Origin of the sequence: uncultured Candidatus Kuenenia sp., from assembly GCF_900696675.1 — a bacterium.
In the GTDB taxonomy this organism is placed as follows: Bacteria; Planctomycetota; Brocadiia; order Brocadiales; family Brocadiaceae; genus Kuenenia; species Kuenenia stuttgartiensis_A.
Window position 1 is genome coordinate 1 of the sequence record NZ_CAADGZ010000027.1, and the last position, 25,418, is coordinate 25,418.

At 42.6% G+C, this 25,418-nt stretch carries 19 protein-coding genes; 10 read left to right on the forward strand and 9 right to left on the reverse strand.

The window, feature by feature from the left end; translation table 11 throughout:
- Positions 1-794: 794 nt before the first annotated feature.
- From QZT26_RS06235 to QZT26_RS06280, 10 genes are all read left to right on the forward strand, one after another.
- A complete protein-coding gene (locus QZT26_RS06235) occupies positions 795-2,312 on the forward strand; it encodes a glycosyltransferase family 39 protein (RefSeq protein ID WP_295101240.1) in 1,518 nt (505 codons plus the stop codon).
- 192 nt (positions 2,313-2,504) lie between these two features.
- Positions 2,505-2,870, forward strand: coding sequence for a lipid-A-disaccharide synthase N-terminal domain-containing protein (locus QZT26_RS06240; protein WP_197705235.1), 366 nt, complete (start codon positions 2,505-2,507; stop codon positions 2,868-2,870).
- An 11-nt stretch (positions 2,871-2,881) separates the two neighbouring features.
- Entirely contained in the window at positions 2,882-3,607 is a 726-nt protein-coding gene (gene cmoA / locus QZT26_RS06245) for a carboxy-S-adenosyl-L-methionine synthase CmoA (protein WP_099326296.1), read from the forward strand.
- Positions 3,604-4,326, forward strand: coding sequence for an isoprenylcysteine carboxylmethyltransferase family protein (locus tag QZT26_RS06250; RefSeq protein WP_295101242.1), 723 nt, complete (start codon positions 3,604-3,606; stop codon positions 4,324-4,326). The genes cmoA and QZT26_RS06250 overlap by 4 nt, the downstream gene beginning before the upstream one ends.
- 282 nt (positions 4,327-4,608) lie before the next feature.
- Positions 4,609-6,078 carry a TolC family protein gene (locus QZT26_RS06255; RefSeq protein WP_295101245.1) on the forward strand — a complete coding sequence of 490 codons (1,470 nt, stop codon included), beginning with the start codon at positions 4,609-4,611 and terminating at the stop codon, positions 6,076-6,078.
- Between the two features lie 4 nt (positions 6,079-6,082).
- Complete coding sequence (locus QZT26_RS06260) at positions 6,083-7,192, forward strand: efflux RND transporter periplasmic adaptor subunit (protein WP_295101247.1); 1,110 nt, start codon at positions 6,083-6,085, stop codon at positions 7,190-7,192.
- Entirely contained in the window at positions 7,189-10,242 is a 3,054-nt protein-coding gene (locus tag QZT26_RS06265) for an efflux RND transporter permease subunit (protein ID WP_295101249.1), read from the forward strand. The genes QZT26_RS06260 and QZT26_RS06265 overlap by 4 nt, the downstream gene beginning before the upstream one ends.
- A gap of 120 nt (positions 10,243-10,362) precedes the next feature.
- Positions 10,363-10,515 carry a hypothetical protein gene (locus QZT26_RS06270; protein ID WP_295101251.1) on the forward strand — a complete coding sequence of 51 codons (153 nt, stop codon included), beginning with the start codon at positions 10,363-10,365 and terminating at the stop codon, positions 10,513-10,515.
- 182 nt (positions 10,516-10,697) lie between these two features.
- On the forward strand, positions 10,698-12,134 hold the full coding sequence (locus tag QZT26_RS06275; RefSeq protein ID WP_295101253.1) for a glycosyltransferase family 39 protein: 1,437 nt from the start codon (positions 10,698-10,700) through the stop codon (positions 12,132-12,134).
- Between the two features lie 304 nt (positions 12,135-12,438).
- Positions 12,439-13,491: a metallophosphoesterase gene (locus QZT26_RS06280; RefSeq protein ID WP_295101254.1), complete on the forward strand. Its 1,053-nt coding sequence runs from the start codon at positions 12,439-12,441 to the stop codon at positions 13,489-13,491.
- 285 nt (positions 13,492-13,776) lie between these two features.
- Here the strand turns inward: QZT26_RS06280 and QZT26_RS06285 are convergent, their stop codons facing one another.
- The 9 genes from QZT26_RS06285 to murQ form a co-directional block, all read right to left on the reverse strand.
- Complete coding sequence (locus QZT26_RS06285) at positions 13,777-15,165, reverse strand: ATP-binding protein (RefSeq protein ID WP_295101256.1); 1,389 nt, start codon at positions 15,163-15,165, stop codon at positions 13,777-13,779.
- 2 nt (positions 15,166-15,167) lie between these two features.
- Complete coding sequence (locus QZT26_RS06290; RefSeq protein WP_099326288.1) at positions 15,168-15,839, reverse strand: heavy metal response regulator transcription factor; 672 nt, start codon at positions 15,837-15,839, stop codon at positions 15,168-15,170.
- A gap of 391 nt (positions 15,840-16,230) precedes the next feature.
- Positions 16,231-17,970: a hypothetical protein gene (locus QZT26_RS06295; RefSeq protein ID WP_295101258.1), complete on the reverse strand. Its 1,740-nt coding sequence runs from the start codon at positions 17,968-17,970 to the stop codon at positions 16,231-16,233.
- A 209-nt stretch (positions 17,971-18,179) separates the two neighbouring features.
- Positions 18,180-18,410 carry a hypothetical protein gene (locus QZT26_RS06300; RefSeq protein ID WP_099326286.1) on the reverse strand — a complete coding sequence of 77 codons (231 nt, stop codon included), beginning with the start codon at positions 18,408-18,410 and terminating at the stop codon, positions 18,180-18,182.
- Positions 18,411-18,512: 102 nt separating this feature from the next.
- Positions 18,513-18,872, reverse strand: a complete 360-nt coding sequence (locus tag QZT26_RS06305) for a Fic family protein (RefSeq protein WP_099326285.1) — start codon at positions 18,870-18,872, stop codon at positions 18,513-18,515.
- Positions 18,873-18,878: 6 nt separating this feature from the next.
- Positions 18,879-19,517 (reverse strand): RhuM family protein, encoded by a 639-nt coding sequence (gene rhuM / locus QZT26_RS06310; protein WP_099326284.1) that lies wholly within the window; start codon positions 19,515-19,517, stop codon positions 18,879-18,881.
- Positions 19,514-22,903, reverse strand: coding sequence for a helicase-related protein (locus QZT26_RS06315; protein WP_295101262.1), 3,390 nt, complete (start codon positions 22,901-22,903; stop codon positions 19,514-19,516). Before QZT26_RS06315 ends, rhuM begins: the two co-directional genes overlap by 4 nt.
- Before the next feature lie 411 nt (positions 22,904-23,314).
- On the reverse strand, positions 23,315-23,845 hold the full coding sequence (locus tag QZT26_RS06320) for a phosphatidylglycerophosphatase A (protein WP_169704153.1): 531 nt from the start codon (positions 23,843-23,845) through the stop codon (positions 23,315-23,317).
- A gap of 496 nt (positions 23,846-24,341) precedes the next feature.
- The gene (gene murQ, locus QZT26_RS06325) at positions 24,342-25,247 is read right to left on the reverse strand and encodes an N-acetylmuramic acid 6-phosphate etherase (RefSeq protein WP_099326281.1); all 906 of its coding nucleotides are present in this window, start codon (positions 25,245-25,247) and stop codon (positions 24,342-24,344) included.
- Positions 25,248-25,418: the final 171 nt, after the last annotated feature.

Below are 25,418 nucleotides of genomic sequence, written 5' to 3' on the forward strand. Positions count from 1 at the left end.
GATTTTTATGGCAGGTAGCAGAACTTAATGACATTGGTTTGCAACCTGAACCCGCCAGGAGTCGAGTAATGTTTACGTTGAATAGTTACATAATTTGAAAACATACCGACTTCTTTTTTTAATCCCGCCAAAATATCTTTCAGGATATCAGGCTCTGATGCATTGCCCCCGAAAACCTTGCTCTGTTTGGGAAAATCCCTCTTCATCAACGGTAAGGGATAGCGTAATTAACGGACAATCATTACGGCTCTCTTTTGATTTGTAGTGCCGGGCCTCCTTGCTCCCTCTTTTGCTACCCTCAAAGGATGACCCCTGGTATTTACTGGCTTAACGGCTTATCTATCCCTCGAATTGCGTCAGAAACTGCGTACATAGATTGGTAGGTCGGTTTTTGTTGGCATCTTAGCCTGAACCTGCTTTTCCTTAATACATCTGAATATTTTAAGAATGACATTTTTACGCTTAATTTTCTTGCCGCTGTTTACTTCTCTAAAATTACAAAAATGTAATCCTGCGTTAATCTCGTATTCATATACCATATCTTATAGTAAAAGTTACCGTAGTGCGATCCTTTCAGGTTCGCCTGCATATGTTTCGTATCATTTTGGGTCATTAAGAACTGGCAAAAGTGCCTACATACTGCCAAAAATCATAAAAATTATACTTAAATAGGGCACCTTATTTTTTAAAATGGTATTTTAGTGCGTATAACAAAAAAGGACATTCCTTTCATTCTCTGTCTATTTTTATTGGGCCTCTTTTTTTTCCTATTCTATACATGGGCAATACCGCTCATGGATCCCGATGAGCCTCGTTATGCCGCCACTGCACGGGGAATGGTGTTAGACAACAACTGGATTGTACCGTTTTTTAACGGGGAACCACGTATTAACAAGCCACCGCTCTTTTATTGGATGGTTGCCTGTTCCTATAAGGTCTTTGGAATAAACGAATTTGGTGCGCGATTCCCATCCGCTATGGCGGCTATTGGTACGGTATTGATAACATACCTGCTAGGGAAGAGGTATGAAAGCCGTAAGAGTGGCTTTTGGGCAGGTATGGTTCTAATATCAAGCCCTCTCTTTTTCCTTGTTTCCCGATTATGTATTACCGACATACTCCTTACCTTTTTTATCAGCGCCAGCCTGTACCTTTTCTTTGTTGAATACACGGAAAAAAACAAGAACATGCCCAGAAAATGTTTTCTTTTTTTCTTACTGGGCATGGTATTTCTCGTAAAGGGGCCGGTAGGGGTACTGTTGGTTGTTTTAACCATACTCTGTTTTCTCGCATGGATGCGCGACCTTCGATTTGTCAGGAAGCTTTGGTATTTACCAGGATTCCTGCTTTTTCTGGGCGTTATTTGTGCATGGGGTATCCCTTTCTGGCTCTCTTTAGGCACGAAACAGATTTTCGGATTAATTACACAGGAAACGACAGGACGGATTATTCATGGTTATGCCCATCAGGAGCCATTTTACTATTACCTGCCGGTGATCCTGGCGGGTTATTTTCCATGGTCGTTGTTCTTATGCGCGGTATTTTTCAATATCTTCAAAAAACGGACTGTCTTGCCTGTTGAGGAAAAAAGACGAGTATATTTTTTTTGCATATGGTTTGTCCTTGCCCTGGTCTTTTTTTCCCTTTCGCGCTCGAAATTGATGACCTACATTCTTCCCATTTCTCCTGCCATTGCATTGCTCACTATTTCGCGTTACCGATGGGAAAAAGAAGGCATCGCAGGAAAAAGTATTCGGTGGATATCATGGCTTTCGTTGGGGTTTTCAGTAGCACTCCCCATGGTTTTGATTTCCACCATGTCAAAGTGGGTTCCCGCGAATTATACAATGCCAACATATCATGTTGTCATTCCAGTTATGATTCTTTTCATTGTAGCACCGACCGCGTTTTACGCCATTTATTACAAAAAAGGCTTTTTATCGTTACTGAAGGTGTATTGTTTCACGCATGGTTTATTCCTCCTGGCTGTTATTATATTTGTAGTGACATATGTGGGAACCTTTCGTTCTACCAGGGACATTGTTAATAAAAGCCATCTGTATGAAACAAATGATTGCACTCTTCTCAGTTATGCCAAGACATTGCCGAGCTTAGTCTTTTACAGCGACAGAAATGTAATAGAAATAAACCCGGATGCATCACTTCAAACAGCCAATTTCGACAAGGGAAAACCCATTTACTTTGTAATGACTTTGCATTCCTTTCAGAAAAAAAAGGATTGGTTGCTGAGAAATAGCTTCCATATTGTAGACCGGGATAGCGCATACATTGTATTGAAAAGTGAGAAATAATTGAAAGCTATGACATGCATACAATTACGGTTCTTTCTGAAGAACAAGTATTGTCATAGTTGCATTTGCCGGACAGCAGTATAACGGTGATTGGGTTAGGTTTTGGAGTTTTTTTTGATCCATTGATTGTGCAATTGGATGATAAAGGGCGAATGTATTAATAAGAAATTTTAAAAACAAGGAGAATTTTTTATGGTTGAGCATATGACATTGGCTGTTACCTGGTTTGGCAAACAACATCGCCTGTTCGGACTCGACTGGAGCTACCTTACGATACTTGGGTTTATTGGCAATGCGGTCTTCTCCACACGGTTTTTTATACAGTGGATTGCCTCGGAAAAGAAGGGAAAGAGTGTCATTCCCGTATCATTCTGGTATTGGAGTATAGCGGGAAGCATGATCATGTGCGTTTATTGGATTATGGAACGTAGTCCTGTCGGCATATTAGCCTACCTGCCGAACTCTCTGATCTATATGCGCAATCTCCATTTGATCAGGCAGCATAAGCTTGCGGCAACGGCATCCGCTTCCACGCAAACTCCGCTTGAGGAAAGTTGAGGAATTCGCCTATGTCAAAGGATGAAATATTCAAAGACAATGTGCCGGCAGTGGCGGACTTTGTCTTTGGAGAGAAGGTCGCTTCCGTGTTTGACGATATGCTGGAACGTTCTATTCCTTTTTATCAGGAAATCCAGAGGATGATCGTGGAAATGGCCGTTGATTTTGCTGTCGAAGGAACGAATGTATATGATCTTGGTTGCTCAACCGGCACCACCCTCATCAATATAGGTGAAAATATTAGCCGTAAAGTAAAATTCATTGGTATCGATTCCTCGCAGGACATGCTTGCCAGGTGCAAACAGACTCTCTCCAAGCGCCGTTTTGCCGGAGAATACGAATTGATCTGCAGCGATTTGAATCACGGCGTTGCGGTCGAAAATGCATCGGTGGTACTCATGGTTTTAACGCTTCAATTCATCAGACCATTAAAACGGGACAAAGTAATCAGTGATATAGTGAGGGGATTAAATGAAAACGGATGCCTTATCCTTGTAGAAAAAGTGCTCGGGGAAGATTCGTTATTCAACCGTCTCTTTATAAAATACTATTATGATATGAAAAAACGAAATGGGTACAGCGAATTGGAAATCTCCCAGAAACGTGAGGCGCTTGAAAATGTATTGATTCCATATAAACTCCTGGAAAACAGAGAACTTCTGTTAAAGGAAGGTTTCCGGTATTGTGACGTATTTTTCAAGTGGTATAACTTTTGTGGAATGGTGGCAGTAAAATGATGATTCCAATAGGTACGTTCTTTTTTCGATACCGGAATGTCCTTTTTCCATTGGTATTTGTGCTGCTTTTTTTTGAGGGAACGTGGCCGATATGTGAAAACGAACTCATAGAAAACCTGGAAATTGTCATTGGCATTATCGTGGCATTAAGCGGGCAGGCATTACGGGCGCTTACTATAGGACTGGACTACATCAAGCGTGGTGGCAAGAATAAACAGGTATATGCGAAAACACTTGTGCAAAACGGCATGTTCGCCCATTGCAGAAATCCCCTCTATTTGGGAAATCTTTTGATTTTCACGGGTATTGGCGTCGTCGCAAACTCATTGCTATTTGTCTTGTTTGGTATTCCGTTTTTCCTGTTTGCCTATATGGCAATCATATGTTCAGAGGAGAACTACCTTGAAAATAAATTCGGACAAGAGTTCAAGGATTACTGTAAACGGGTCAACAGGATTATTCCGGACTTTTCAGGCCTGCCTACCACCATTCAAAGTATGGAGTTCAGTTGGAGAAGGCTTATTATCAAGGAATATACTACTACCTTTTTGTGGATAACCGGCGTACTCCTTCTCATTATTAAGAATATCTACCTTGGCAGGGGCTATGAGACAAGTAAATACACATTATTGATCTTGTCCGTTTTTCTTCTGATGGTATTTTTAGGGTTTTGTACTGCCTGGTACCTGAAAAAGAGCAAAATACTGAGATTGAAGTGAGTAGTGTGTGAGTGAATTTGGGACGGCAAAGACAACGCTGGAATTTACCCAGTGAGTAGAATACCCAGGCAAACGGTCAACACGTAAAAACATTGCTTCGAAGAATGTAGAAATACTGAAATTCACTCTGGAAAGCACAAAGCCAGACATCATCTATAAACTAAAAATGGCCTTCTACGATATCCTGCTGGCCAATAAAAACCTTTCATTTACGACAATAAATGCCGTCAACCTTTAATACAAAATACAAAAGGCTGAAATCCTAAAGGTCTTAGAATCAAGATGGATATTCCTATACAATCGGGATACGAAATGAAGAGTTTAGCCGTATTACAAGGTTATAAAAAGTTCTTTTTGTTTTTCACAGGACATAAGAATTTTTGGGTTAAGGGCCTGGAGATACTTACCTGGATGTTTCTTCCGGCGGTGGTTTTCTCCGGATGCGCTTCGTATCATCCAAGATATCTAACCTCGGAGGTCGTAGAGGAGAAACTTACCGTTCCTTCTACAAAGGATATTTGTATTATGGCCGGATCTATTGATCACCCTGTTCTGAAACCTATAGACTTTGACGACCGTGACGGACTTTCACCGAATGAGGCGGCAGTTTTGGCCGTCCTGCTGGATCCCTCCCTTACGGTGGAGAGAGACCACCGTCTCCTTGCAGGGGCGCAATTGCTGCAGGCCGGGTTATTGCCGAATCCACAATTCTCTTACAATATAAATTTTCCCACCGGGGGGCCCACAGAGGGTCTCGTAAACAATTTCGCAACCAATCTCAACTGGGATATTAAATCCCTGATAAGCCGGTCCGCCAGGGTGGATGCGGCGTCCGCAAAACAAGCGGAAGTAAATCTTGCTGTTGCCTGGAAGGAGATGCAGGTGGCACAGGGGGCGCGTATGGCCGTTTACCAACTTTTGGCCCTGAATAAACAGGCTCAGGTCAGAAAGGAAATGGAACAACTATTATCTGAAAATGTCCACCGTGTTCGTCAGGCGGTTATGAATAGCCTTCTTACAAAACTTGACCTGGCCGCAGCCGAGGCTGCCTATAATCAGGCGCAAGTTGCATTGTTACAAATCACACAGGAATCGGGTCAGCAGCTCCTGACGTTGAAACAGCTTCTCGGCCTCCCTCCCGATTATGAGATAAAATTGCAGGACAACATTGAATTGATGGATAACATTGATATTTCATCACTTGAACAGTTGACTGCAAGCCTTGATACACGTCGGCTGGATTTGCTGGCATTACGCCAAGGTTACAAAAGCCAGGAAGCGACGGTGAGGGAGGCGATTCTTACACAGTTCCCGATGATAAACCTGGGCGTCAATCAAGCGCAAGACTTTGGCGGTTTCTATAACGCCGGTCCGGGTATTACCATAGGAGTGCCCATCTTTAATCGCAATCAGGGAATGATAGCTTTCGAACGCTCCACCAGAAAACAACTCTTTGATCAATATGTTAACAGTGTTTTTGCGGCACGATTAACTGCCGCCAAACTTTTAAAAATCATGCTTTCTCTCAACAACAGGATTACTGCCTCCAAAGAGGCCGTTCAAGTATTGGAAAAGCTCCTTCTCACTTACCGGCAGGCGTTGGAACAAGGTTATTCAGATGTAGTTATCTATTACAATACATGGAGCAGCCTGGCGCAAAAACGTATTGACCTGATTCTCCTGAAACAACAACTGGCGGATTCACGTTTCGCATTTGAACTTGCCGTCGGAATATACAGTATAGAGGAATAGCGCAATGACTCAAAGAATACGAGTAAAAGTGGCAATTGGAATAGCGATAACCGTGGCTATCGTGTCGTTATCATTATACTGGTGGTGTAGACAGCCTGGACCGCCAACCGTAGTATCCGGAGGCGCCGGTCAGGTAATCGTAGAGGACAGTTCTCCTGTGGCAAAAGTTAAAACTGTTCCGTTGAGCTATGGCCGTATTAACGAAACGCTTACGGCGTATGGAATAGTGGAACTGCTTCCGAGTACTATTGAAATATACAATGTTACCTTTGAGTGTATTATCACCAGGGTGCTGGTAACGGCAGGACAGGTTGTTAACCCCGGTGAATTGTTACTTATAATCAAGCCCAGCCCTGATACACAGTTAATATTCAAACAGGCACAGGACGAACTTGAATCCGTGCGTCTGGAAGAGGCGCTTCTGAGCGATCGCATCAAGTTACAGTTATCTACAAAGCAGGACATGGTGCCGGTACAACTCAGGAGCCGTCTGGCTGAAAAGAAACTCAATAGTTTAAAAGAGCGCGGTGTTGAATCGATGAAGGAAATCAGGGCTGATTCAGCAGGCATTGTGTATTTCATCGGAGCGCAGCCGGGTCAAACCGTGCCGGCGGGCACAAACCTCCTGCAACTGGCGAATGAGGACCAGATCATTGTCCGCCTCGGGGTTGAGTCCGATGACTTTAACCGGCTTGAGAAAGGTCAATCGGTAAAATTGAAACCCATTCTTGCACCAGACTCTAAATCTATTGAAGGGACCATCCAGACAATTACCCGCCGGGTCGATCCCATTACACGTCTCGTCAGTGTGATGGTTAAGCCAATGTCCGAAGGTAAATTGCTGCTCAATGACTACATCGAAGGGAAGATTATCGTAAGTTCCCGTAATGCCTTACTGGCCCCTCGCGAAGCCATTCTGCCTGATAGCGGCGGACATAGTCTCTTTACGGTCATGGGAGGTCATGCCGTGAGACATCTGGTGGAAATCGGATTGGAAACTTCCGGGAAAATGGAAATAATCTCAAAAGAGCTGAAAGAAGGTGATCCTGTAGTAGTGTTGGGAAATTATGAGTTATCTGATGGTATGCCGGTCGTGGAGGAGCGGAAACAATGACAATCCCACAGTGGGCGCAGCGTCATCACCGGTCTATACTCTTCGCACTGGCGGCTTTTGCAGCCGCAGGCATTTTCGCCGGAATGAGTATGCCCATAAGCCTTTTTCCACGAATGAATTTCCCCAGAGTTTTTGTGAACATAGAGGCGGGAGACTGCCCTGTGGAACGCATGGCAGTAGAGATTACACAGCCGGTTGAAGAGGCCGTACGTTCCGTGCCCGGTGTGCGTAACGTACGGTCAAACACCAGCCGCGGAAGCGCAAACGTGTCCGTAAATTTCGACTGGAATGTGGATATGCTATCGGCCATGCTTCAGGTGGAATCGGCTATCAACCAGACGCGTGGGTCGCTTCCAACCGGGATAAACTTTCTGGTGAGAAGAATGGATCCCACGGTATTTCCGGTATTGGGGTACAGCTTAATTTCGGATACACGTTCTCTTGTGGAATTACGTGATATTGCCCTGTTCCGTATTCGGCCTGTTTTGTCAACGGTTACGGGCGTTGCTCGTGTCGGTGTGTTGGGAGGCGCTGTCGAGGAGTACCAGATCGTTGTCAATCCGAGAAAACTGAATTCATTCGGATTAACCATTGATGATGTGGTTAAAGCAGTTTCCGGGTCAAACGTCATTAAGGCCGTGGGCCGTATAGAAGAAAACTATAAACTGTATCTTGTACTTTCCGATACGCAGTTTGGGGACATCAGTCAAATTGAACGAACAATACTACGTTCCAACATAAATGGAGTGGTGTATCTGGAAGATGTTGCCACGGTGAGCCAAGGCACAATGCCGCAATGGACGCGTGTGAACGCGGATGGACACGAAGCGGTTTTGTTCCAGGTTTATCAGCAACCAGGCGGAAACACGGTTCATATAACCGATGAATGCAGGGTAAAACTCAAGGAGTTAAAAAAGATTATACCCCCGGATGTCAGTGTCTCAAACTGGTATAATCAAAGCGATTTAATCCTGGCATCTGAGCGCAGTGTACGAGACGCGTTTGGAATCGGTATTGGACTGGCGGTACTGGTTCTTCTCATATTTCTTCGCAATCTGAAATTGACCCTGATAGCTGTGATAACCGTTCCCATGTCGCTGGCTGCCACTGTACAGATTCTTGCATGGCTGGGCATGAGCCTCAATATCATGACCCTTGGCGGCATGGCGGCAGCCGTAGGTCTGATCATTGACGACATCATCGTTATGATTGAGCACATCATCAGGCGTTTGCGTGGAAGCAGCGGCCATTATGCGGAGCGCATTCATGAGGCAGCGGCCGAATTTACCCTTCCGTTGGCAGGTTCTTCCGCCTCAACAATTATCATCTTTGCGCCGCTGGCATTTCTCAACAGCGTCACCGGAGCATTCTTCAAGGCGCTCTCTTTGACGATGGCCATGTGCCTTGCCGTCTCTTTCTTAATAGCCTGGCTGGCTGTGCCGCTGTTCGGGCGCCATTTGCTGAAACAAAAGGACACGGAACAAGCGGAGGGAGGACACATGACCACCGCGGCACACAACCTTTACGATGCCCTGATGCGGATTATATTGCGGAACCCGTTGATAATCCCGCTGGTAATCATGCCTTTTCTTACACTGGGATATTTTGCGTATCAACATACGGGTTCGGGTTTCTTACCCTCTATGGATGAAGGAGGCTTTATCCTGGACTATCGCACAAAATCGGGCACATCACTATCAGAAACCGATCGGCTGCTACAGCAGGTGGAAGAAATCCTGCAGACAACTCCGGAAGTCCAGACATACTCGCGGCGGACCGGACTAAGCTTGGGTGGTTTCATTACTGAGGCCAATGAAGGCGATTTCTTCATCAGGCTAATACCTATGCCAAGACGCGGTCTCGATGATGTTATGGATGAAATCAGAGACCATGTAGTGCATGAGGTCCCCGGTATAGAAATTGAGATGGCCAAACTTATGGAGGACATTATCGGAGACCTGACGGCCGTTCCTCAACCAATCGAAATTAAGTTGTTTTCAGACAACGGCCTCCTGCTGCAACGCCTGGCGAGGAAAACTGCCCGGGAGATAAAAGACATACCCGGCGTTGTAGATGTCCGTGATGGGATAGTTCTGGCTGGTGACGCTATTGAAATTCATGTGGACAGGGTAAAGGCGGCGCTGGAAGGCATGACGCCTGGAGAGGTGACGCAAACGCTGGAAAACTCTTTGAGGGGCAACGTCGCCACCAATATTCAATCCGGTCCGAAAATGGTTGGATTGCGTGCGTGGATACCGCACGAGGACCGTTTTTCAACAGAAGACATTAGAAACCTGAGACTTCGGTCATTGGACGGGCATATCTTTCCACTCAAACGAATTGCCAATATAAAACCGGTTGCCGGCCAGTCACAGATCGCGCGGGATAATCTGAAACGAATGATTGCTGTAACCGGAAGAATCAGCGGAAGGGACATGGGATCCACCGTTCATGATGTCATCAGGGCGCTGGATCAACCCGGCTTCCTGCCAAAAGACGTTTACTATACAATTGGAGGTTTATACGAACAGCAACAGGATGCATTCAGAGATCTTGTTACTGTTTTCGTAGCAGCAGTCCTTTTGATCTTCGTTCTGCTCTTATTTCTCTTCGAGAGTTTCCAGGCAGCCATAGCGATGATGCTGACAACCCTCCTCGCGTTAGTGGCCGTCTTTATCGGGTTGTGGATCACCCATACCGATTTGACCATCACCGCCATGATGGGCATGACAATGATCGTGGGCATTGTTACCGAGGTGACGATATTCTTCTATTCGGAATATCGTAATCTGCCGCGTGGCGGCATTACTCCAGCTCAACGACTGATCCTGGCAGGCAAGAACCGAATGAGGCCCATTGCCATGACCACCCTTGCGGCAATCTTCGCCCTTGCTCCCCTTGCATGGGGCATCGGTGAGGGCGCTGACATGCTGCAGCCTCTTGCGATAGCCATCATCTCCGGCCTTGTGGTGCAGATGCCCCTTGCATTGATAGTGCTTCCTGTATTCCTTATGGTACTGTCAAGGATCAAGGACAAAGATAATTTGTGATACAGTCGAGACGGCTATAGGTGGAAGAGCAATGTCATTAAGTTAAGAATATTTGATCAAAAACAACCCCCTTTATCCCCCTTTTCTAAGGGGGACTTTTGCGGCAGGTAGCTTAACTTAATGACATTGGGTGGAAGGGTGGTAACAACGGTTGTAAGAGATATAATGGCAATCGCCCTTATTGGCGGTCTTATTGCTTCAACACTTATTATACTCGTTGTCCTGCCGGCCGCATATAAACTCGGCCAAAAAGCGTTCAAAGTCAGTTTCTAAGTTCATTGTAAAGGAATTTTCATTTTTTTATGCGGGTTAGCGGGCATACATGGCAGCAAATCCCCATTCGAAAAGGGGGGAGGGGGTTGTAAAAAACGCCAGAAGAAAACAACCCCCCGAATCCCCATTTATTAAGGGGGACTAACTTGACATACGGTTTCTTCGGGAAAAGAGGTTTTCAAATGATCAATATTTTTAGGAGACAGCGAACACCATTTTTTGATTTATTCGTATTGGCAATACTCTCCGCAGTGGTTCTGTTCCTGGCCCTTGGCCAGAACAGGCATTGGTCGAGCCGTGAAATCCGCCATGCGGAGATTATCCGGGAAATGGCAGAAAGCGGTGACTATCTCGTGCCAAGGCTTCTAGGTAAAGTATACTATGACAAGCCACCGGTTATGCATGCGCCGGCGGCGCTACTCACCCGTTTGATGGGTGGGCCTAGTATGACAATTGCACGCTTGCCTTCCGCCGTAGCTGGTATGATAGGAATACTGGCGACCTATGGGATAGGGCTTCTGTTTTTCGACCGACGCACCGCATTGATCGGGGCCATAGCATTACTTGGCACGATAGGGTATAGCAAAATGGCCCGCGAAGCAAGGCCCGACATGATCCTGTGTGCCTCCATCTTGTTGTCGTGCCTCTGCCTGGGGCTGGGCATGAAAAAGCAAATAGGCTTTCCACGAGTATTGTGGTTGGTTTCCGCAGGACTATTTGCAGGGCTTGGGGCAATAACTAAGGGGCCCTATGGGGTACTTGTGCCCGTTCTTTTTGCGGTTTTTGCCCCTATTCGCAGGCAAGACTTCAAACGACCCCGGTCAGATTGGTTTTGGTTCGCTTTTGCACTTGTGGCTGTTTTGGCGATCTGGGCGATCCCTGCATACCTTCGCGACAACGGGGAATATCTCAGAAATGTACTTTCTCAGCCGGATCTTAATGTGACCAAGAAGGACAGCGGAAACCCATTTTATTATCTGAGTCACGGGTTTCTGTATTCACTGCCGCCCTTACTTTTCCTTCCTTGCGCAATTGCAGATTTAAGACGTCGTGGTTACTCTGCCCCACTCGCAATTGCGGGAGCGCTTTTTGTTATTATTTCATGTATTCCAAAAAAACGGCCTCATTACTTTTTGCCGCTGGAACCGTTCATTGCGCTTGGTATTGCAAACGCTCTTGTCCATTATTGTAAATCAAGCCAACTAGTACGCCGTGCGGCATGGTTGATAATACCTCTTCCGATAATTGCAATACCTCTTTACTTTACAACTATCCAGCCCCTAATCCAGCCATATAAAAACTCAGAAATGTATCTTGCACAGGAAGTTTATAAAGTTACCGGATTAAATGCTCAAATATACTGCTCGTCTGGTGACGCAGAGGTATTGGCATGGGTAGGACAACAATATAAAAGAATTCATAGGTTAAATACTAAAGATCCTCACCTGTCAATTCGAGATTTGTGCAATGCAGAGGCAAATTCCTATTTAGTTATCAGCGAAGATGACCTGAAGTCTATTTATAAGGATGCTGAACCATTTCTAAAAAAGCTAATTCTTCAACGGAAGGCACATAATAAAAAGAAGATGCTTTTTCTTATTGGTATGAAAGACACATGAATTGCCTTGAAGTTTCAGAGTCTCAGTTAATACCGCAAGATATGGTATCTCATGGCAAAATGAACGTATTTTAACCATTAAATTTCACAAGAGATGCATTTTGCCATAAAATCATCCTCCTGTTACCTCTATCAAAATTACAAAAAATTAATTTTTCTTTTTTCTTGAATTCATGTAATATTACGCCTTATATCATAATTTCCTATAGAAATCTTGCTCGTCTTCCTGACAGCGTATTACTTTTGTCGTATGTGCTATCCAGCTACTTTTCTGACAAATATCCTCTTTTGGAAATGGTAACATAATGAGAATTCACCAGTTAATTCAAAAACCAACCTCTCTCAGGGTAACAGTCCCGATTGTTTTATTCATTTTATGCTTCTTCTCCTTTGAAGTATATGCCTTGCTTTTGCAGCGTTTTGAGGGAAACGAGAAACTCCCGCCGTTATCCGGCAATTTTATGCACGTCAGAGAAGTGTTGACACAGGAAAAACCTATGGAAGCATTCCGGTTTGCCGTTTTTGGTGATACGAAAAGCACTGGCACCTTTGAAAAGATTGCCGACGAACTAAAAGAGGAATCATTGTCGTTTGCTGTCTTTCTGGGGGACTTTGTGCGCCGGGGCACGGAAGGTGAGCATGCTTATTTCAAGGCGGAGTTGGCCAGGGAAATTGCATTTCCATTTCCAACCTTTTTTCTTGCAGGCAATCATGATAGCGATACTAATAATTTTCCTATATCGAGATTTGAAGAGGTCTACGGCCCGAGTATTTTTTCCTTTACCTATCAGGAATGCCTCTTTGTCTTTCTCCGTATCCTTGACAAGCCATATTCCACAAAAGAGAGTCTCCTGTTCCTGGAAAAACTCATTTCGGAAGACGCTTCATCACGACACAGGATGATATTTGTGTTTTCACATATTCCGCCACCGGTTTCTTCCGTCATCGATGCCAGAGAATTTGAAGGCTCAGAGGAGTTCGTTTCATTGGTGGAAAAACTGCATGCAGACTATGTAATAACAGGCGACTATCATGGGTACGCAAGAGTAAAGAAAGGGAATACCGTGTATCTGGTTACCGGTGGTGGTGGCGCACACCTCAAAAAGAATAAATATGGCTGTTTTCACCACGCAATGGTTATCGACGTATCGGAGGACAAGGTTGTTGAAAATATACTCTTTATCAACAGAAACGAAGACCTGGAAGACAGGATTGAACGGTTTATCCTGGCTGATTTGTATCCATGGATGAAAGGGCATTTTGTTATAATAATTTTTTCCAATATAATACTGATCACTATTGTTGTTTGGTTAGGAGTTAGTATACGCCGAAGCATACAACAGACCCTATTGTCTTGAAACGGATAATTGTGTTTATGCGGTGAAAATCCCACTTAAGAAAGAAATCTAAAAAACTTATTTTATACTACCCCCCTGCTTTCCCGATCAATGTTGGAATGATATCCATTGTTCAGGGTTTGTGCAAGACCCGCTAGCTCCGAGAGATGCAAAAATTATACTGATCATGGTTTTTGGCGTATGCGCCAAGCGCGATGGACTTGATTCCTGATTTCGTTATGTAAGATAAATATAAAGATAAAGCTAAAATAAACAGAAAGTTAATCTTTCAACATTTTGCTGTTTTTAACAGGCAGGCAGGGTAATGGTAAAAGTACTGCCCTTATGGAGTTTGCTTTTCACAATGATATTGCCATGATGAGATTTGATAATCCATTGGCAGATACTGAGTCCGAGCCCTCCCCCGCTGGTATCTGCACTACGGGCTTTATTTGCCCTATAAAAACGGTCGAATATATAAGGAAGTTCTTCCCTTGAAATGCCTATCCCACTGTCTTTGAGAGCCACTCTTACAAAATCGGCGTTTTTGGAAAGGGTCAGACTGATTGAACCTTTCTGGGGGGTATATTTTATGGCATTATCTATGAGATTCAGGAAAAGCATTCTCATTAGTAGCTCATCTCCAGCAATAAATGCCTCTTCAGTCTTTTCTATGGATACGGAAATATGCTTTGCTTCGGCGATGAGCATGAGTTGGTCGGCAATATCCGTAATGACATTACTTAGATTCATCCGTTCCCTATGCATTTCATATCGCTTTGCATCCGCCTTTGCTAAAATAAAGAGATTTTCTACAATCTTGGAAAGTCTTTCAAGGTCCTCAAGCGTATTGGCAAGAATCCGTTGATAGTTCAGCGCAGTTCTTCCTTTGCGTAAGGCAACTTCTATTCCTGTTTTCATAATGGTTATCGGCGTGCGCAATTCATGAGAGGCATCCGCGGTAAACTGACGGACCTGGCTAAATGAATCTTCCAGACGGGACAACATGCTGTTTATTACGGTTGCAAGATTGTTCATTTCATCTTTCGCCGGGTGGACTGTCAGTCTTTCATTCAGGTGTTCAGTCTGAATATTGCGAAGTTCCTGTATCATATGTTCTACAGGTTTCAATGCCTTTTTCGCCATCAAGCGGCCTCCCAGTAAACTGCCAACAATTGCAAAGCCTCCTAAAGACATAAGCAGCATTAAAAACGTTCTTGAAGTTTTATCCTTTTTAAAAACAAATCCGATCTGAATCATTTGTTTGCCATCATCCATGGCCATCGTAATAATACGCAAAGGATGACCCTTTGCGTTTTTAACTGTCTTGTAATAGGGCTTTCCTGAAAGAATGTCTTTTATCTGGTGACTGCTTAAATGCAGGTAGTTATCTGCAGTACTGCTCGACAGGAATTGAACATTTCCTGTGTGATCAAGAATTGCAACATATTTTTCATGTGCCCACTCCTCTCCGCTTTCCTTTGAAATACGGATTGCATATTCTTCCAGATTCTTCTTACTGAGCTGCGCATAATGTACAATGCCGTCGGCCTCCTCTTTCAGCCCGATATCAATGCTTTTGCTGTTTACATAAGAAAAGGTAACATACGTGAGAATACCAAAGAGGAATAATGTACCCCCCAAAATGCAGGTGTACCAGAAGGTAAGTTTGGTGCGAATTGTCCAGGATATCAAAATTATTTCTCTTTCATTATATAGCCTACACCCTTTATGGTGTGTATGAGTTTGGTTTCCCGGTTTTTGTCAATTTTATTTCTCAATCGATTCACAAAGACATCCACGACATTGGTAAAACTGTCGAAATTGTAATCCCATACATGTTCTGTGATTTGTGTCCTGGTTAATACGATATTAAGATTCCTCAGGAAAAACTCCAACAAGGCAAATTCTTTATTGGTAAGGTCTATTGTCTCTCCGTTTCTATAAAGGCGGTGTGTTGCTAAATCCAGAGAAAGGTCTGCAACCGTTAATTTTGTTTGATAATGGACCTTTCCTCGTCGAATTAAGGCCCGTATGCGTGCTGTCAATTCAATAAAAGAAAATGGTTTTACGAGGTAATCATCGGCCCCTAAGTCTAATCCACGTACTTTGTCCTCAATGGCATCCTTTGCCGTCAATAAAAGAAATGGCATTCTTAGGCCGCTCTTCCTTGCCGTACGCAGGATTTCAAAGCCGTCCATCAGGGGAAGCATGATGTCTAGGACGACAAGGTCATACGCATGCGAATTAATCATAAATAGTCCTTCTTCACCATCATTGCATGTATCAACGGCAAAATGGTGTTCCTCCAGGCCTTTTTTAAGATAGTTGGCTAACTTTTTTTCATCCTCTATTACTAAAATTCTCATTCCTGCATACCTTATTGAATAACTTAATAAGTCAGTACCATCAGCTATGCTCGTGGTACTGACTGCGATTTATCGGCATTTGGCAAAGGCAAAATAGCGTGTCACGGCAAACGACAGGTCTTATAGGGTATTCTTATCAACTCTGAGGGATATCGTAACTATTCAGCGCATAGCTTATAGCGTACGTACCATGTCAGCCTCCAGTGATAACAGTTTTAGATCAATGATAGCCGATTTAACCAGGCATGTCAAAAGGGTATATTTCTACTTTTAAAAAATAAATGGTCACTTTTTTTCGGTGAGTTTTTCGAACCACAGACAGTAGAGTAGAAACAGACGACGAGAACTTAGGCAGAAGTTTATTTAAATGTCATTTGTGTTCCTTAACACGCTACCATTGTTTGTTTCCATTGCGGTGGTAAACACAGGCTGGCGGTTGGTCGTTGGCGTTGATCGTAGAGACAGGTTTAAAACCTGTCTCTACTACTATGCCGAACATCCACTCAGGGTCAAACCAGTCTGCCGAAGCGTTCTGGTCATAGAGGTCAAAGGTTGCAATCTTTTCTGCCGTGGAAGTGTCCCATCCACTGTGCTTTAATAAATCAGCAATCTCCTTGCGGATTTGTTTATCCTTTTTTTGACTATCCAATTTCTCTTTTCTTGTCTTTGCCTCAAAGTATTTATGTCTGATTTGTTTCAGCTCTTTTTCCTTCTTTTCAATAGCAGGGTTCTTAAATGTCAATTGCTTAGGTCTATCAAGCCCTATCAATGTGTTTGCTGCTACAAATTTTGTCTCAAGATTTGGTAATGCCCTGATTCCAAAATTTTCTTTGCCCCTGTCAGCCTTTTGGTCTAAAACAAGCGAGATAAAGAATCGGAGTTTTGAAATTTGGATGGCTATGGGCTGAATGTCAACTCCATATATACAGTTTTCTATCAAATACAGTTTGCGGGCATAGTCAGGATAGTTTATACCTTCATCAAATGTCTCATTTATCTCTCCAAGCCTTTCCTGCCTTTCGTTTTTATTGTCCTGCTTAAAGACCTCTTTAGATTCTTTAAGCGCCTTTTGATATTGAAGTTCATACCAGTATTTATTTTCAGGGTCCAACTTTTGAAGGACATAGACAAGTTTGTGAAGAATTCCCATTGGAAATGCACCTGAGCCGCAAGCAGGGTAAAGAATCTTGATATCATCAATTGTCGAGATTATCTTTTGCCTCTCCGATTCAGAAAATTCCGGAATCTCTTCTGAATAGGAAAGAAGCATCCTGATTTTATCTTCTTCAGTTTCAAATAGGTTGCCTTTGAGGTATGCAAACAAGCTCTCTTCCACCATATAGTCAACAATCTCTCGTGGAGTATAATAGCTTCCAGTAGCTTTTCTTGCTGTGGTTGCTGTCTCAGGGTTGTAAGAAGCCAGGAGGTTTTCAAATACCTTCCCTAAAAGTTCGGGGTCAAGGGCTATTTCCTGATCAATCGGTGTGTTTTCGTCAATGGTAAAATTGTAACTATTCAGAATCGCAATCAGTCCCATGACAGGTCTGCTGACGCCAAGGCCGTAATTTGAAAGATCAACTCTTTCTCCCTCCTGCTGAAAGAACAGATAGTCAGGGATAATTGATTGCTTTGCCTGATTTCTTGAAAACCCATCCACATAAATCACTTTGCCTGATTCATCTTCTTTATCAAGGCAATCAAATAATCCACCGTTTAAGAAGGGAATGTTTTTAAAGAGTTCCAGAACATTATCTTTGCTTACCAGGAATTTATCTGCATAGCGAAAAAGATTTTTCACTCCATATTCTTTTTTATGTGTCTGGAAACCTCTTTCTTGTACAAATTTCCGTTCGTCCATCTTTTGATTTAATGTGCCGAAGAAGAGATTTTGGAGGATTGTGTTGTAAAAGTTAGATGCTTTTTTGTCTTTCATAAAGTCTTTTACAATTTTACTGAGTTTCTCCGTTGAGAATAATTCCAGAGGGATTAAGTCCTTGTCCTTTTCTGTTAAGAACCAGATGAATACGATCCTTGTGATTAATCGGATGAGATTTGTTGCATTGCGTATCTCTTTGTCTTTTGCGGGGTCATTGCTGTATTTATAATCATCGGGGAATTTAATCTTGTCCATTGCCCAGAAATACCAGTATTGAAGTTCTCCGTAAAACTGCTTTGTTACAGGCTCAACTGAAAATGCCTTTTTGATACCTTCAAGGTTGGAAAAGTCGGCTTCGCCTATCTGTTGAAGAAATGTCTTGTTGGTAAGTCTTGGGCTTACAAAGAACGTGAGGCGTTTGAAATAGCTGAATTTGCGTTTTACACCCTGATATTCCGCATAGATTAAACTAAAACGGAAGTTATTATCTGTATCGTAAAAAATAAAAACCCGGCATCTGTCTGGTTGTCTTTGAGGATTTTTTTCCCTTTTTCATACTGCGCCTTTTTACCGCTTCGCTCTGAAAGTGGCTTGCATGCTTCAAAGGCGCAGACAAGCATCTTCTCCTCTTGGGCAAACCTGATTTCACCAAGTTTTGATCCGTTCCCGAAATAATCATCGCCATATTGAGACAAGTCCTCTGTTACCGGCGCAAAGGCATTGCGGTTTTTCTCACGGAAGAAACGGACGAATTTCCTTAAATTCTGTAATAATATCTTCTAACATTTCTCTGATCATCAATCGTTTAAAAGGTTTGTAATGATTTTTATTAAAATATCTTTGTCTTTAGCGTCGCTCTCGGCTATTAAAAGCGCAAGGGCAACCAATGCGTTATCATTTATCTTCTGTTCGCCATTAGTGCGATACAGATATTTATTTCTCTGCAGAAAATAAACAAATAAAAGTGAGGCGATACGTTTGTTGCCGTCAACAAAGGGATGGTCTTTAATAACCAAATACAGCACATGAGCAGCCTTTTCCTCTAAACATGGATATAATTCATTGCCATCAAAGGTTTGATAAATACATCCCAAGATTCCCTTAAATCTATCACTGTTTTCCAATCCAAATAAATCACTCGCTTCTTTTTTGATAATTAACGCCTACCTTGCTTCATCAATAACAAAACGTGCCTTTTTGTAATCCAAAACAAATTTCCCTTTTTTCTTTTTAATAATAGCAAGTTTTTCTTTATAGTATTGCTCAAGCAGTGTAAGCGTTTTGGAATAGCTGGCAAGTAAGTTTAATATTTCCGAGCCTTGCCCGCTTAACAACTCATGTTTTGATTTCTTATGCAGAAATGATATAGTTTCCTGAAGCTCTTTAAACTTTTCCTTTGTTTCTAACAATCGTTTCTGATTAATTGCATAGCCTTTAACAAGATACAGTTTAATCACACTAGTTGCCCAGATTCTAAACTGCGTGGCGCGTTTGGAATTTACGCGGTATCCTATGGAAACAATAGTATCCAAATTATAAAATTGGGTTTTATAGGTTTTGCCATCAGCGGCAGTATGTTCCAAAATGGAACTAACTGAATCTTTATTTAATTCACCAGATTTAAAAATATTATTGATATGTTTAGTTATAGCTGGTCTTTGGGTGCCAAACAATAAAGCAATTTGACTTTGTGTAAGCCAGACTGTTTCATTTTCCAGGCGCACTTTTAACTCAATCTCTTTTTCAGAGGATTGATAAATTATAATTTCGCCTTTATCAAATTGCGTATCTGTTTTGCTCATATATTCTGGTTCTCTATTGCAATAATAATTTCTCTGACAAGATTCTTCTGCCGTTCCTTTTCTCTTCGCAAATAGTCATCCCCAAGTTCGTTTTTCAGGGCTGATATTTCCTGAATGGCTTTTTTGCGATTATTATCATCGGAATTTGTTAAATTGGCAATGCGGCGCAATGTGTAGTCAGAGAGCGTACCATAATCCAGCATATCCTCCCTCAATGTTCTCAGGAAATCCAAATGCGGGAGCAGCCCTTCCCATGGTTTTTTTATAAAAGTGTTGATATTATTCAATGCCTTTTGCTCTAAGCTTACTTCACCTGGAGGACTATATCGGTGTTCTCTGAATATTTTTACTTTTTCATAAAATTCCCAGAACGAACTGCTTAAGGAGTGTCTGGTTTCGTTTTTGTCACATGCAATATTATCAAAGATTTCCTCAAGGGTTGTCTGCGTTATCCCGCCTTCCTTTCCGGCGTCATATTTTATACGGTGGATATACATCCTTCCCTTTTTGAAGAAAACCAAAAGTTCGTTCTCATCGGCTTTTTTAGCAACTTTTACCCGCAGAGGATAATTTTTTAAGTCGTCAATAAGTCCATGATTTTCTTTTTTGATTTCTGAGTAAATGGCAAGTACCCTGGTATAAAAGCTTTCTTGTTCAATATTATCCGGGTTTTGCCGGATTCTTTCGTATAGCCCGGCAGGTGTAGGCTCCTCATCTATGTCAAATATCCTGGCGTCTTCACCTAAGGTATTATGGATCAAAAACATCTTGTTGCTGGCAATCTCACGCGATTTAACCAGCTCAGAGCCTTTTTCGGTTGGGAAGAAATTTACAATATAAAGCTTGTCAAACACCTTTTTACTGATGCGGTTTATGCGGCCTACACGCTGGATTACCCGTACAGGATTCCATGGGATATCATAGTTAATCACTATACCGGCGCGGTTCAGATTAAAGCCCTCGGAAATCCTGTCTGTAGCAAGCAGAATGTCGTATGCATCTTCCTGATCAGGACAACTCCCTTCATCCCCCTTTATTAATGTAGAATAAGAGGCGTCAAAGTTTTTATTGATCAGGGATATTTTTTGCGCCGACAAATCTCCCGCCACTACTAAAAGTCTTTCCCCAAAGTGTTTTTCAAGTATAGGCTCAAGATATTTCACGGTATCCAGATATTCAGAAAAGATGATTACCTTTCGTTTTGGTTCGCCTTTGTTTGGTCTTTTATTTAAAACGTCATTGATGTTCTTCAACAGGCAATTTGCTTTTGGATCGTTATCCACCAAATTTAATCCTGATAATTCATGCAGAATACTGTCAAAGAGGACTAAATCGGCTTTTATGTGGGCAAGGAAGTCGTCTTTATATGTAAATTTACTGACCTCGTAAATTTCGTGATTTTTGGGATAATCTCCCTTTCTTATCCGCTCAGAGTAATCCTTTAAATACTCCTCGATTTGTTCCATATCCAGGTCGTATATTTTCTCCAAAAGAGTACGGTCAAGGATATACCTGTTTGTTTTCTCAATAAACCTTGAGATATTCTCTGTAATCTTCCTGAAATTCTCAATACTCTGTCTGAAAGACCCAAACGAACTTTCAAAGCGTTTCACCAGCAAGCGCCGCATAAAATCGTACAAGTTGCGCTGTTGAATATATTGAAAATTTTCCTTTTCCGTTAATTTCTCCCCGGCGATTTTATCACGTTGGGTTTTGTATTCAAAGGGGCGATAGATTGCGCCATTAAATCGCCCACCCTCGTCCGGGTCTCCGAAATAATCACGAATGATCCGGTCGTAAAATGCCAACTGTTCTTTGGTCAATTCAAAAAACCATTCTTTCGGGTCTTCGATTACTGACAGATTTTTGACCTCGTCTTTGTAATAAGGGTTTTTCTGCAGATCAAGGCGATTGCGGCGGATGGTAACGGGTTCTATTACATCTCTGATTTGTCTTGCAAGATAGTGCGAACGTTTTTTTATTTTTGTTAAATTGACCGGCAATTCTCCAAAAAGCGCTGTATAATAATTCTCTGTTTTTTTTCTTTTAGCTTCATTTGACGAAATCCAGTATTTTTTGATGTAAGCAAGCCTGTCGAAAACGCCTTTGAACTCAGCGAATTTACCGACAAGGTTATTTTCCAATGTTATTGACGATTTCTTTGGTGTTATGAATAGCTTTAATAAGGACAAAATATCACCCGGCCTGTTATTAAAGGGTGTAGCGGTGAGTAAAATAACAATCTTATTGCGGCAGATGTTTTTCAGATACTCGTAATCCTGTGTATCCTGGTTTCTGAAACGATGGGCTTCATCCACGATCACCACATCAATATCTTTTGCCCTGCTTACAAAATCTGCAATATTTTCCAAATCGCCCAACGACCGTACTTCCCAATCGTAAAGGCCAAAATCTTCCGTATATTTTCTCCAGCCGGAGTTTTTGTTTCTGTCCCCAACAAGACCCGGGGGACAAATAACAACGCCGCGCCTTTTCAGTTCTCTTGCGACTGCACAGGCAATGATCGTCTTGCCCAAACCGACAACATCCGCAATGATTACGCCGTTATTATTTTCAATGATTGCAAGGGCTTGTTTTACCGCATCCAACTGATATTTATAGGGGGTGTAGCCGTTTTCTTCCAATGTGTTAACAAGCGATTGGCTGACTTCTTTCTGCTCAAACGAATCAAGGTATGTTTTTAAGACCAGAACAAAGGCTTCAAATGGGGTAATGTCTTTAACAAGGGTCTCATTTTCAATGATGTCTATTAATCTCTTTTTAATAACATCATCTTCGGTTATTTTTACCGCCTCGTCCCATAAGTTGTCGAAATATGCCTCTGCATCATCAAAACCAAAATCGCTTATCTCGACATTAAACTCTTCCTGTGTAGTAATGCCCGCCTTTGTCAGGTTGCTACTGCCGGTGATAAATAAATTTTTCCTGCCCACCTGCCCTTCTTCTAATTTGAACAGATAAATCTTGGCATGATTTGGATTGTACGTCTTTCGAATGGTGAGTTTGTTTTCACTGATAAGCTTAATAAAATACCGCACCTGTTGGTAAAATTCTTCTGTATCAAAATCCTCTGTATTGATAGATTTTTTTACTGATTCCAGAAATTTATGGCATCTTTCTTCATCGGATAATTGGAGGTCCTGTCCTGCAAACTCAAAAATACCATTATTTGTCTTGTCAACCTGCAACCCCACTAAAATCTTAAGCTTCACATCGGGCTTTTCCTTCAGCCCTTCGTAAAGTTCTCTGATTCCTGAAAAATAGAAAAAGCCCACCAGGAATTTCAGTTCATCGCTTTTCCGGATTAATTCGATTAAGCGTTTTTTAAGGTTTGCGGTGTTATGGTTAGTAATAAAATTTTTCATAATAATCTTTGATTTAAATCATCTATGCCGTTTAACTGCAATCTGTCCTCCCTAACGATTAGTGAGGAGTCTTTGTACGGGATAGCAACCCTAAAGGGTTGCCCTGCTCATAGTCCTATAAAAGTTGACTGGTAATTGTCATTTGTAGTGCGACGAACCTCGTCGCACTACATGCATTTTTTGTTCTTGTGCCCAAGTAGCAGCAAGGCATGCATTGCCGCTACTTGGGCACGCACTGGCGCTGGAAACTACATTCGCGGGTCCAGGTTACAAACCAGCCTGGAGCCGTGGAATGTTTTACGTTGAATAGTTACAATAATTTTTACAAAAAGGAAGTAGGGGCGAAGCATTTGCCCGTTTGGGTATGAAGCATTTATGACTATTTACAGCAAATGCTTCGCCCCTATTTTCTCAAAAAACCAAAGTGTTACGAATGAACAGTATTCCTGCTGTGAATGCGGAGGTTATTATGAGGGCGTAGAAACCGGCAATAACATCGTCGAGCATAATCCCCAGGCCTCCGGGAATGCTCTGTTCTAAATGTCTAATGGGCCATGGCTTCCATATATCAAAAATACGGAAGGTAATAAATGCTGTTGCTATCAGGGAAATCAAAAAGTATGGGAAGGAATCTTGGTTGATGCATTTATAGAGAAAAGGCAAGGGAAACAGGGCTACCCATTGGCCTACGACCTCATCAACAACAATGAACCCCGGATCTTTCTTCCGGGCGCTTTTTTCAATGCTGTTTGATACCCCTATGCCAAACAGAAACAAGGCGACAGTTGCTGAGATAAATACATAGGGAACGGTATATACGGAAATCATATACGCAAAGGGAATTGCTGCCAGGCTGCCCCATGTGCCTGGCGCCTTCGGGAGAAGCCCGGAACCAAACCATGTGGCAACAATCCATCTAATGCAATCTCTCTTGTTTTTCATGTAATGATGAATACTGAGGGGTGTATTCCCGATTTTTTGTGATTTCCGCCATGTTTTAATGAAACGTTGCAATAGTGTTAACCCTGTCAGGGTTGTTTTGCCGCGACTCCATGAACACTTACAAACAATCGGGAATGCACCCAATACTGAGTGAATGGGACACGGTGTAAAAACAAAACAACTTTACATCCAGCAGTTTCCAGACGCATGCAATGCGTCTCTACAAAAATATTTAAATTCCCAAACGTTAAATTTATAACCTGACCCCACCGGAGGTTACATCTGGATTTGTCATTAAACCCTTTTTGAAATCACTGAACAAGATGTGGTACTTTTGACAGATGAAATGGTGGATTCGCTGTCGCTTAATCCACCCTACCTGCCGAAGCATTATTTAGATTGACGAAGTGGCGCTTCGCTCTCCATTCCGGTGGTGCAGTGTCCTGTCTGTACGTACAGCCAAGATGTCTGTACCACCAGAATAGATGGAATGGGCTTATTCTTTCAAAACTGCCCTTACAAAACCGTTGTTTGCGTCAAGGCGTTTTTTCGCCTCCGAAAAATCAATCCCCAGTTTCTGCATAACTATGGCAGCTTTTACATTGCCAAACGCCGCCTGCAGCAACTTTTTAGCATCTTCACGCCCGATGCCTGTACATGTCATAATAATACGCTCGGCACGGTCGGTAAGTTTTGCGTTCATTGCCTTCAAATCTACCATAAGATTTTCGTAAACCTTACCAATTTTAATCATTGCAGTTGTTGTTAACATATTTAACACAAGCTTTGTCGCAGTACCGGCCTTCATGCGGGTAGAACCCGTTATTACCTCCTGACCCACAATCGGCCTGATAATAACGTCGATATCAAAACTTGGCATTATCTCAGGATTACAACAGATAAACACCGTTTTCGCATTTCGCTTTTTTGCCTCAAACAGTGCGCCCGTAACATAGGGCGTCGTACCGCCGGTAGAAATACCCACAACAATATCACGATGGTTCACCTCTCTTTGCTGGATATCCCTCGCCCCGTTTTCCGGGAAATCTTCCGCCCCTTCCACTGATTGAAATACCGCCTTTTCTCCGCCGGCAATGATCCCTGTAATCATATTGGGATCCGTACTAAACGTTGGTGGACACTCGGAAGCGTCCAATATGCCAAGCCTGCCGCTGGTGCCGGAACCAATATAAAATAAACGCCCTTTATTATTCATAAAGACGTCTACTATCAGGTCTACTGCCTTTGCAATATTTTCACGCTCCTTATACACTGCGGCAAATACTTTTGCGTCCTCTGCGTTAATTATGTCCAGAATTTCCAATGTGGATTTTTTGTCGATATCGGTTGAATTTGGATTTCGCTGTTCTGTCAGTAATTGTGAGCGATCATTTGTATTCATAGTATCCTTACCTGTTATCCGTAAAAAATTTATCAATATAAAATACAGAAGGAGTTATCTACGTTCCGGTGAAGGCGGAAGGAAATGCCTGTACGCGCGGGAAATGGTTTTCATTCAGATGCTGAATGCTTATCATAACTATGCCTGTGCTGGTTAATTCGGGTATTCTGC

What these genes read in the sequence shown, in the direction of transcription:
- QZT26_RS06235 (WP_295101240.1), top strand. Translation starts at nt 795, where the DNA reads ATGGATCCCGATGAGCCTCGTTATGCCGCCACTGCACGGGGAATGGTG.
- QZT26_RS06240 (WP_197705235.1), top strand. Translation starts at nt 2,505, where the DNA reads ATGGTTGAGCATATGACATTGGCTGTTACCTGGTTTGGCAAACAACAT.
- cmoA (WP_099326296.1), top strand. Translation starts at nt 2,882, where the DNA reads ATGTCAAAGGATGAAATATTCAAAGACAATGTGCCGGCAGTGGCGGAC.
- QZT26_RS06250 (WP_295101242.1), top strand. Translation starts at nt 3,604, where the DNA reads ATGATGATTCCAATAGGTACGTTCTTTTTTCGATACCGGAATGTCCTT.
- QZT26_RS06255 (WP_295101245.1), top strand. Translation starts at nt 4,609, where the DNA reads ATGGATATTCCTATACAATCGGGATACGAAATGAAGAGTTTAGCCGTA.
- QZT26_RS06260 (WP_295101247.1), top strand. Translation starts at nt 6,083, where the DNA reads ATGACTCAAAGAATACGAGTAAAAGTGGCAATTGGAATAGCGATAACC.
- QZT26_RS06265 (WP_295101249.1), top strand. Translation starts at nt 7,189, where the DNA reads ATGACAATCCCACAGTGGGCGCAGCGTCATCACCGGTCTATACTCTTC.
- QZT26_RS06270 (WP_295101251.1), top strand. Translation starts at nt 10,363, where the DNA reads ATGACATTGGGTGGAAGGGTGGTAACAACGGTTGTAAGAGATATAATG.
- QZT26_RS06275 (WP_295101253.1), top strand. Translation starts at nt 10,698, where the DNA reads ATGATCAATATTTTTAGGAGACAGCGAACACCATTTTTTGATTTATTC.
- QZT26_RS06280 (WP_295101254.1), top strand. Translation starts at nt 12,439, where the DNA reads ATGAGAATTCACCAGTTAATTCAAAAACCAACCTCTCTCAGGGTAACA.
- QZT26_RS06290 (WP_099326288.1), bottom strand. Translation starts at nt 15,839, where the DNA reads ATGAGAATTTTAGTAATAGAGGATGAAAAAAAGTTAGCCAACTATCTT.
- QZT26_RS06295 (WP_295101258.1), bottom strand. Translation starts at nt 17,970, where the DNA reads ATGGACAAGATTAAATTCCCCGATGATTATAAATACAGCAATGACCCC.
- rhuM (WP_099326284.1), bottom strand. Translation starts at nt 19,517, where the DNA reads ATGAGCAAAACAGATACGCAATTTGATAAAGGCGAAATTATAATTTAT.
- QZT26_RS06315 (WP_295101262.1), bottom strand. Translation starts at nt 22,903, where the DNA reads ATGAAAAATTTTATTACTAACCATAACACCGCAAACCTTAAAAAACGC.
- QZT26_RS06320 (WP_169704153.1), bottom strand. Translation starts at nt 23,845, where the DNA reads ATGAAAAACAAGAGAGATTGCATTAGATGGATTGTTGCCACATGGTTT.
- murQ (WP_099326281.1), bottom strand. Translation starts at nt 25,247, where the DNA reads ATGAATACAAATGATCGCTCACAATTACTGACAGAACAGCGAAATCCA.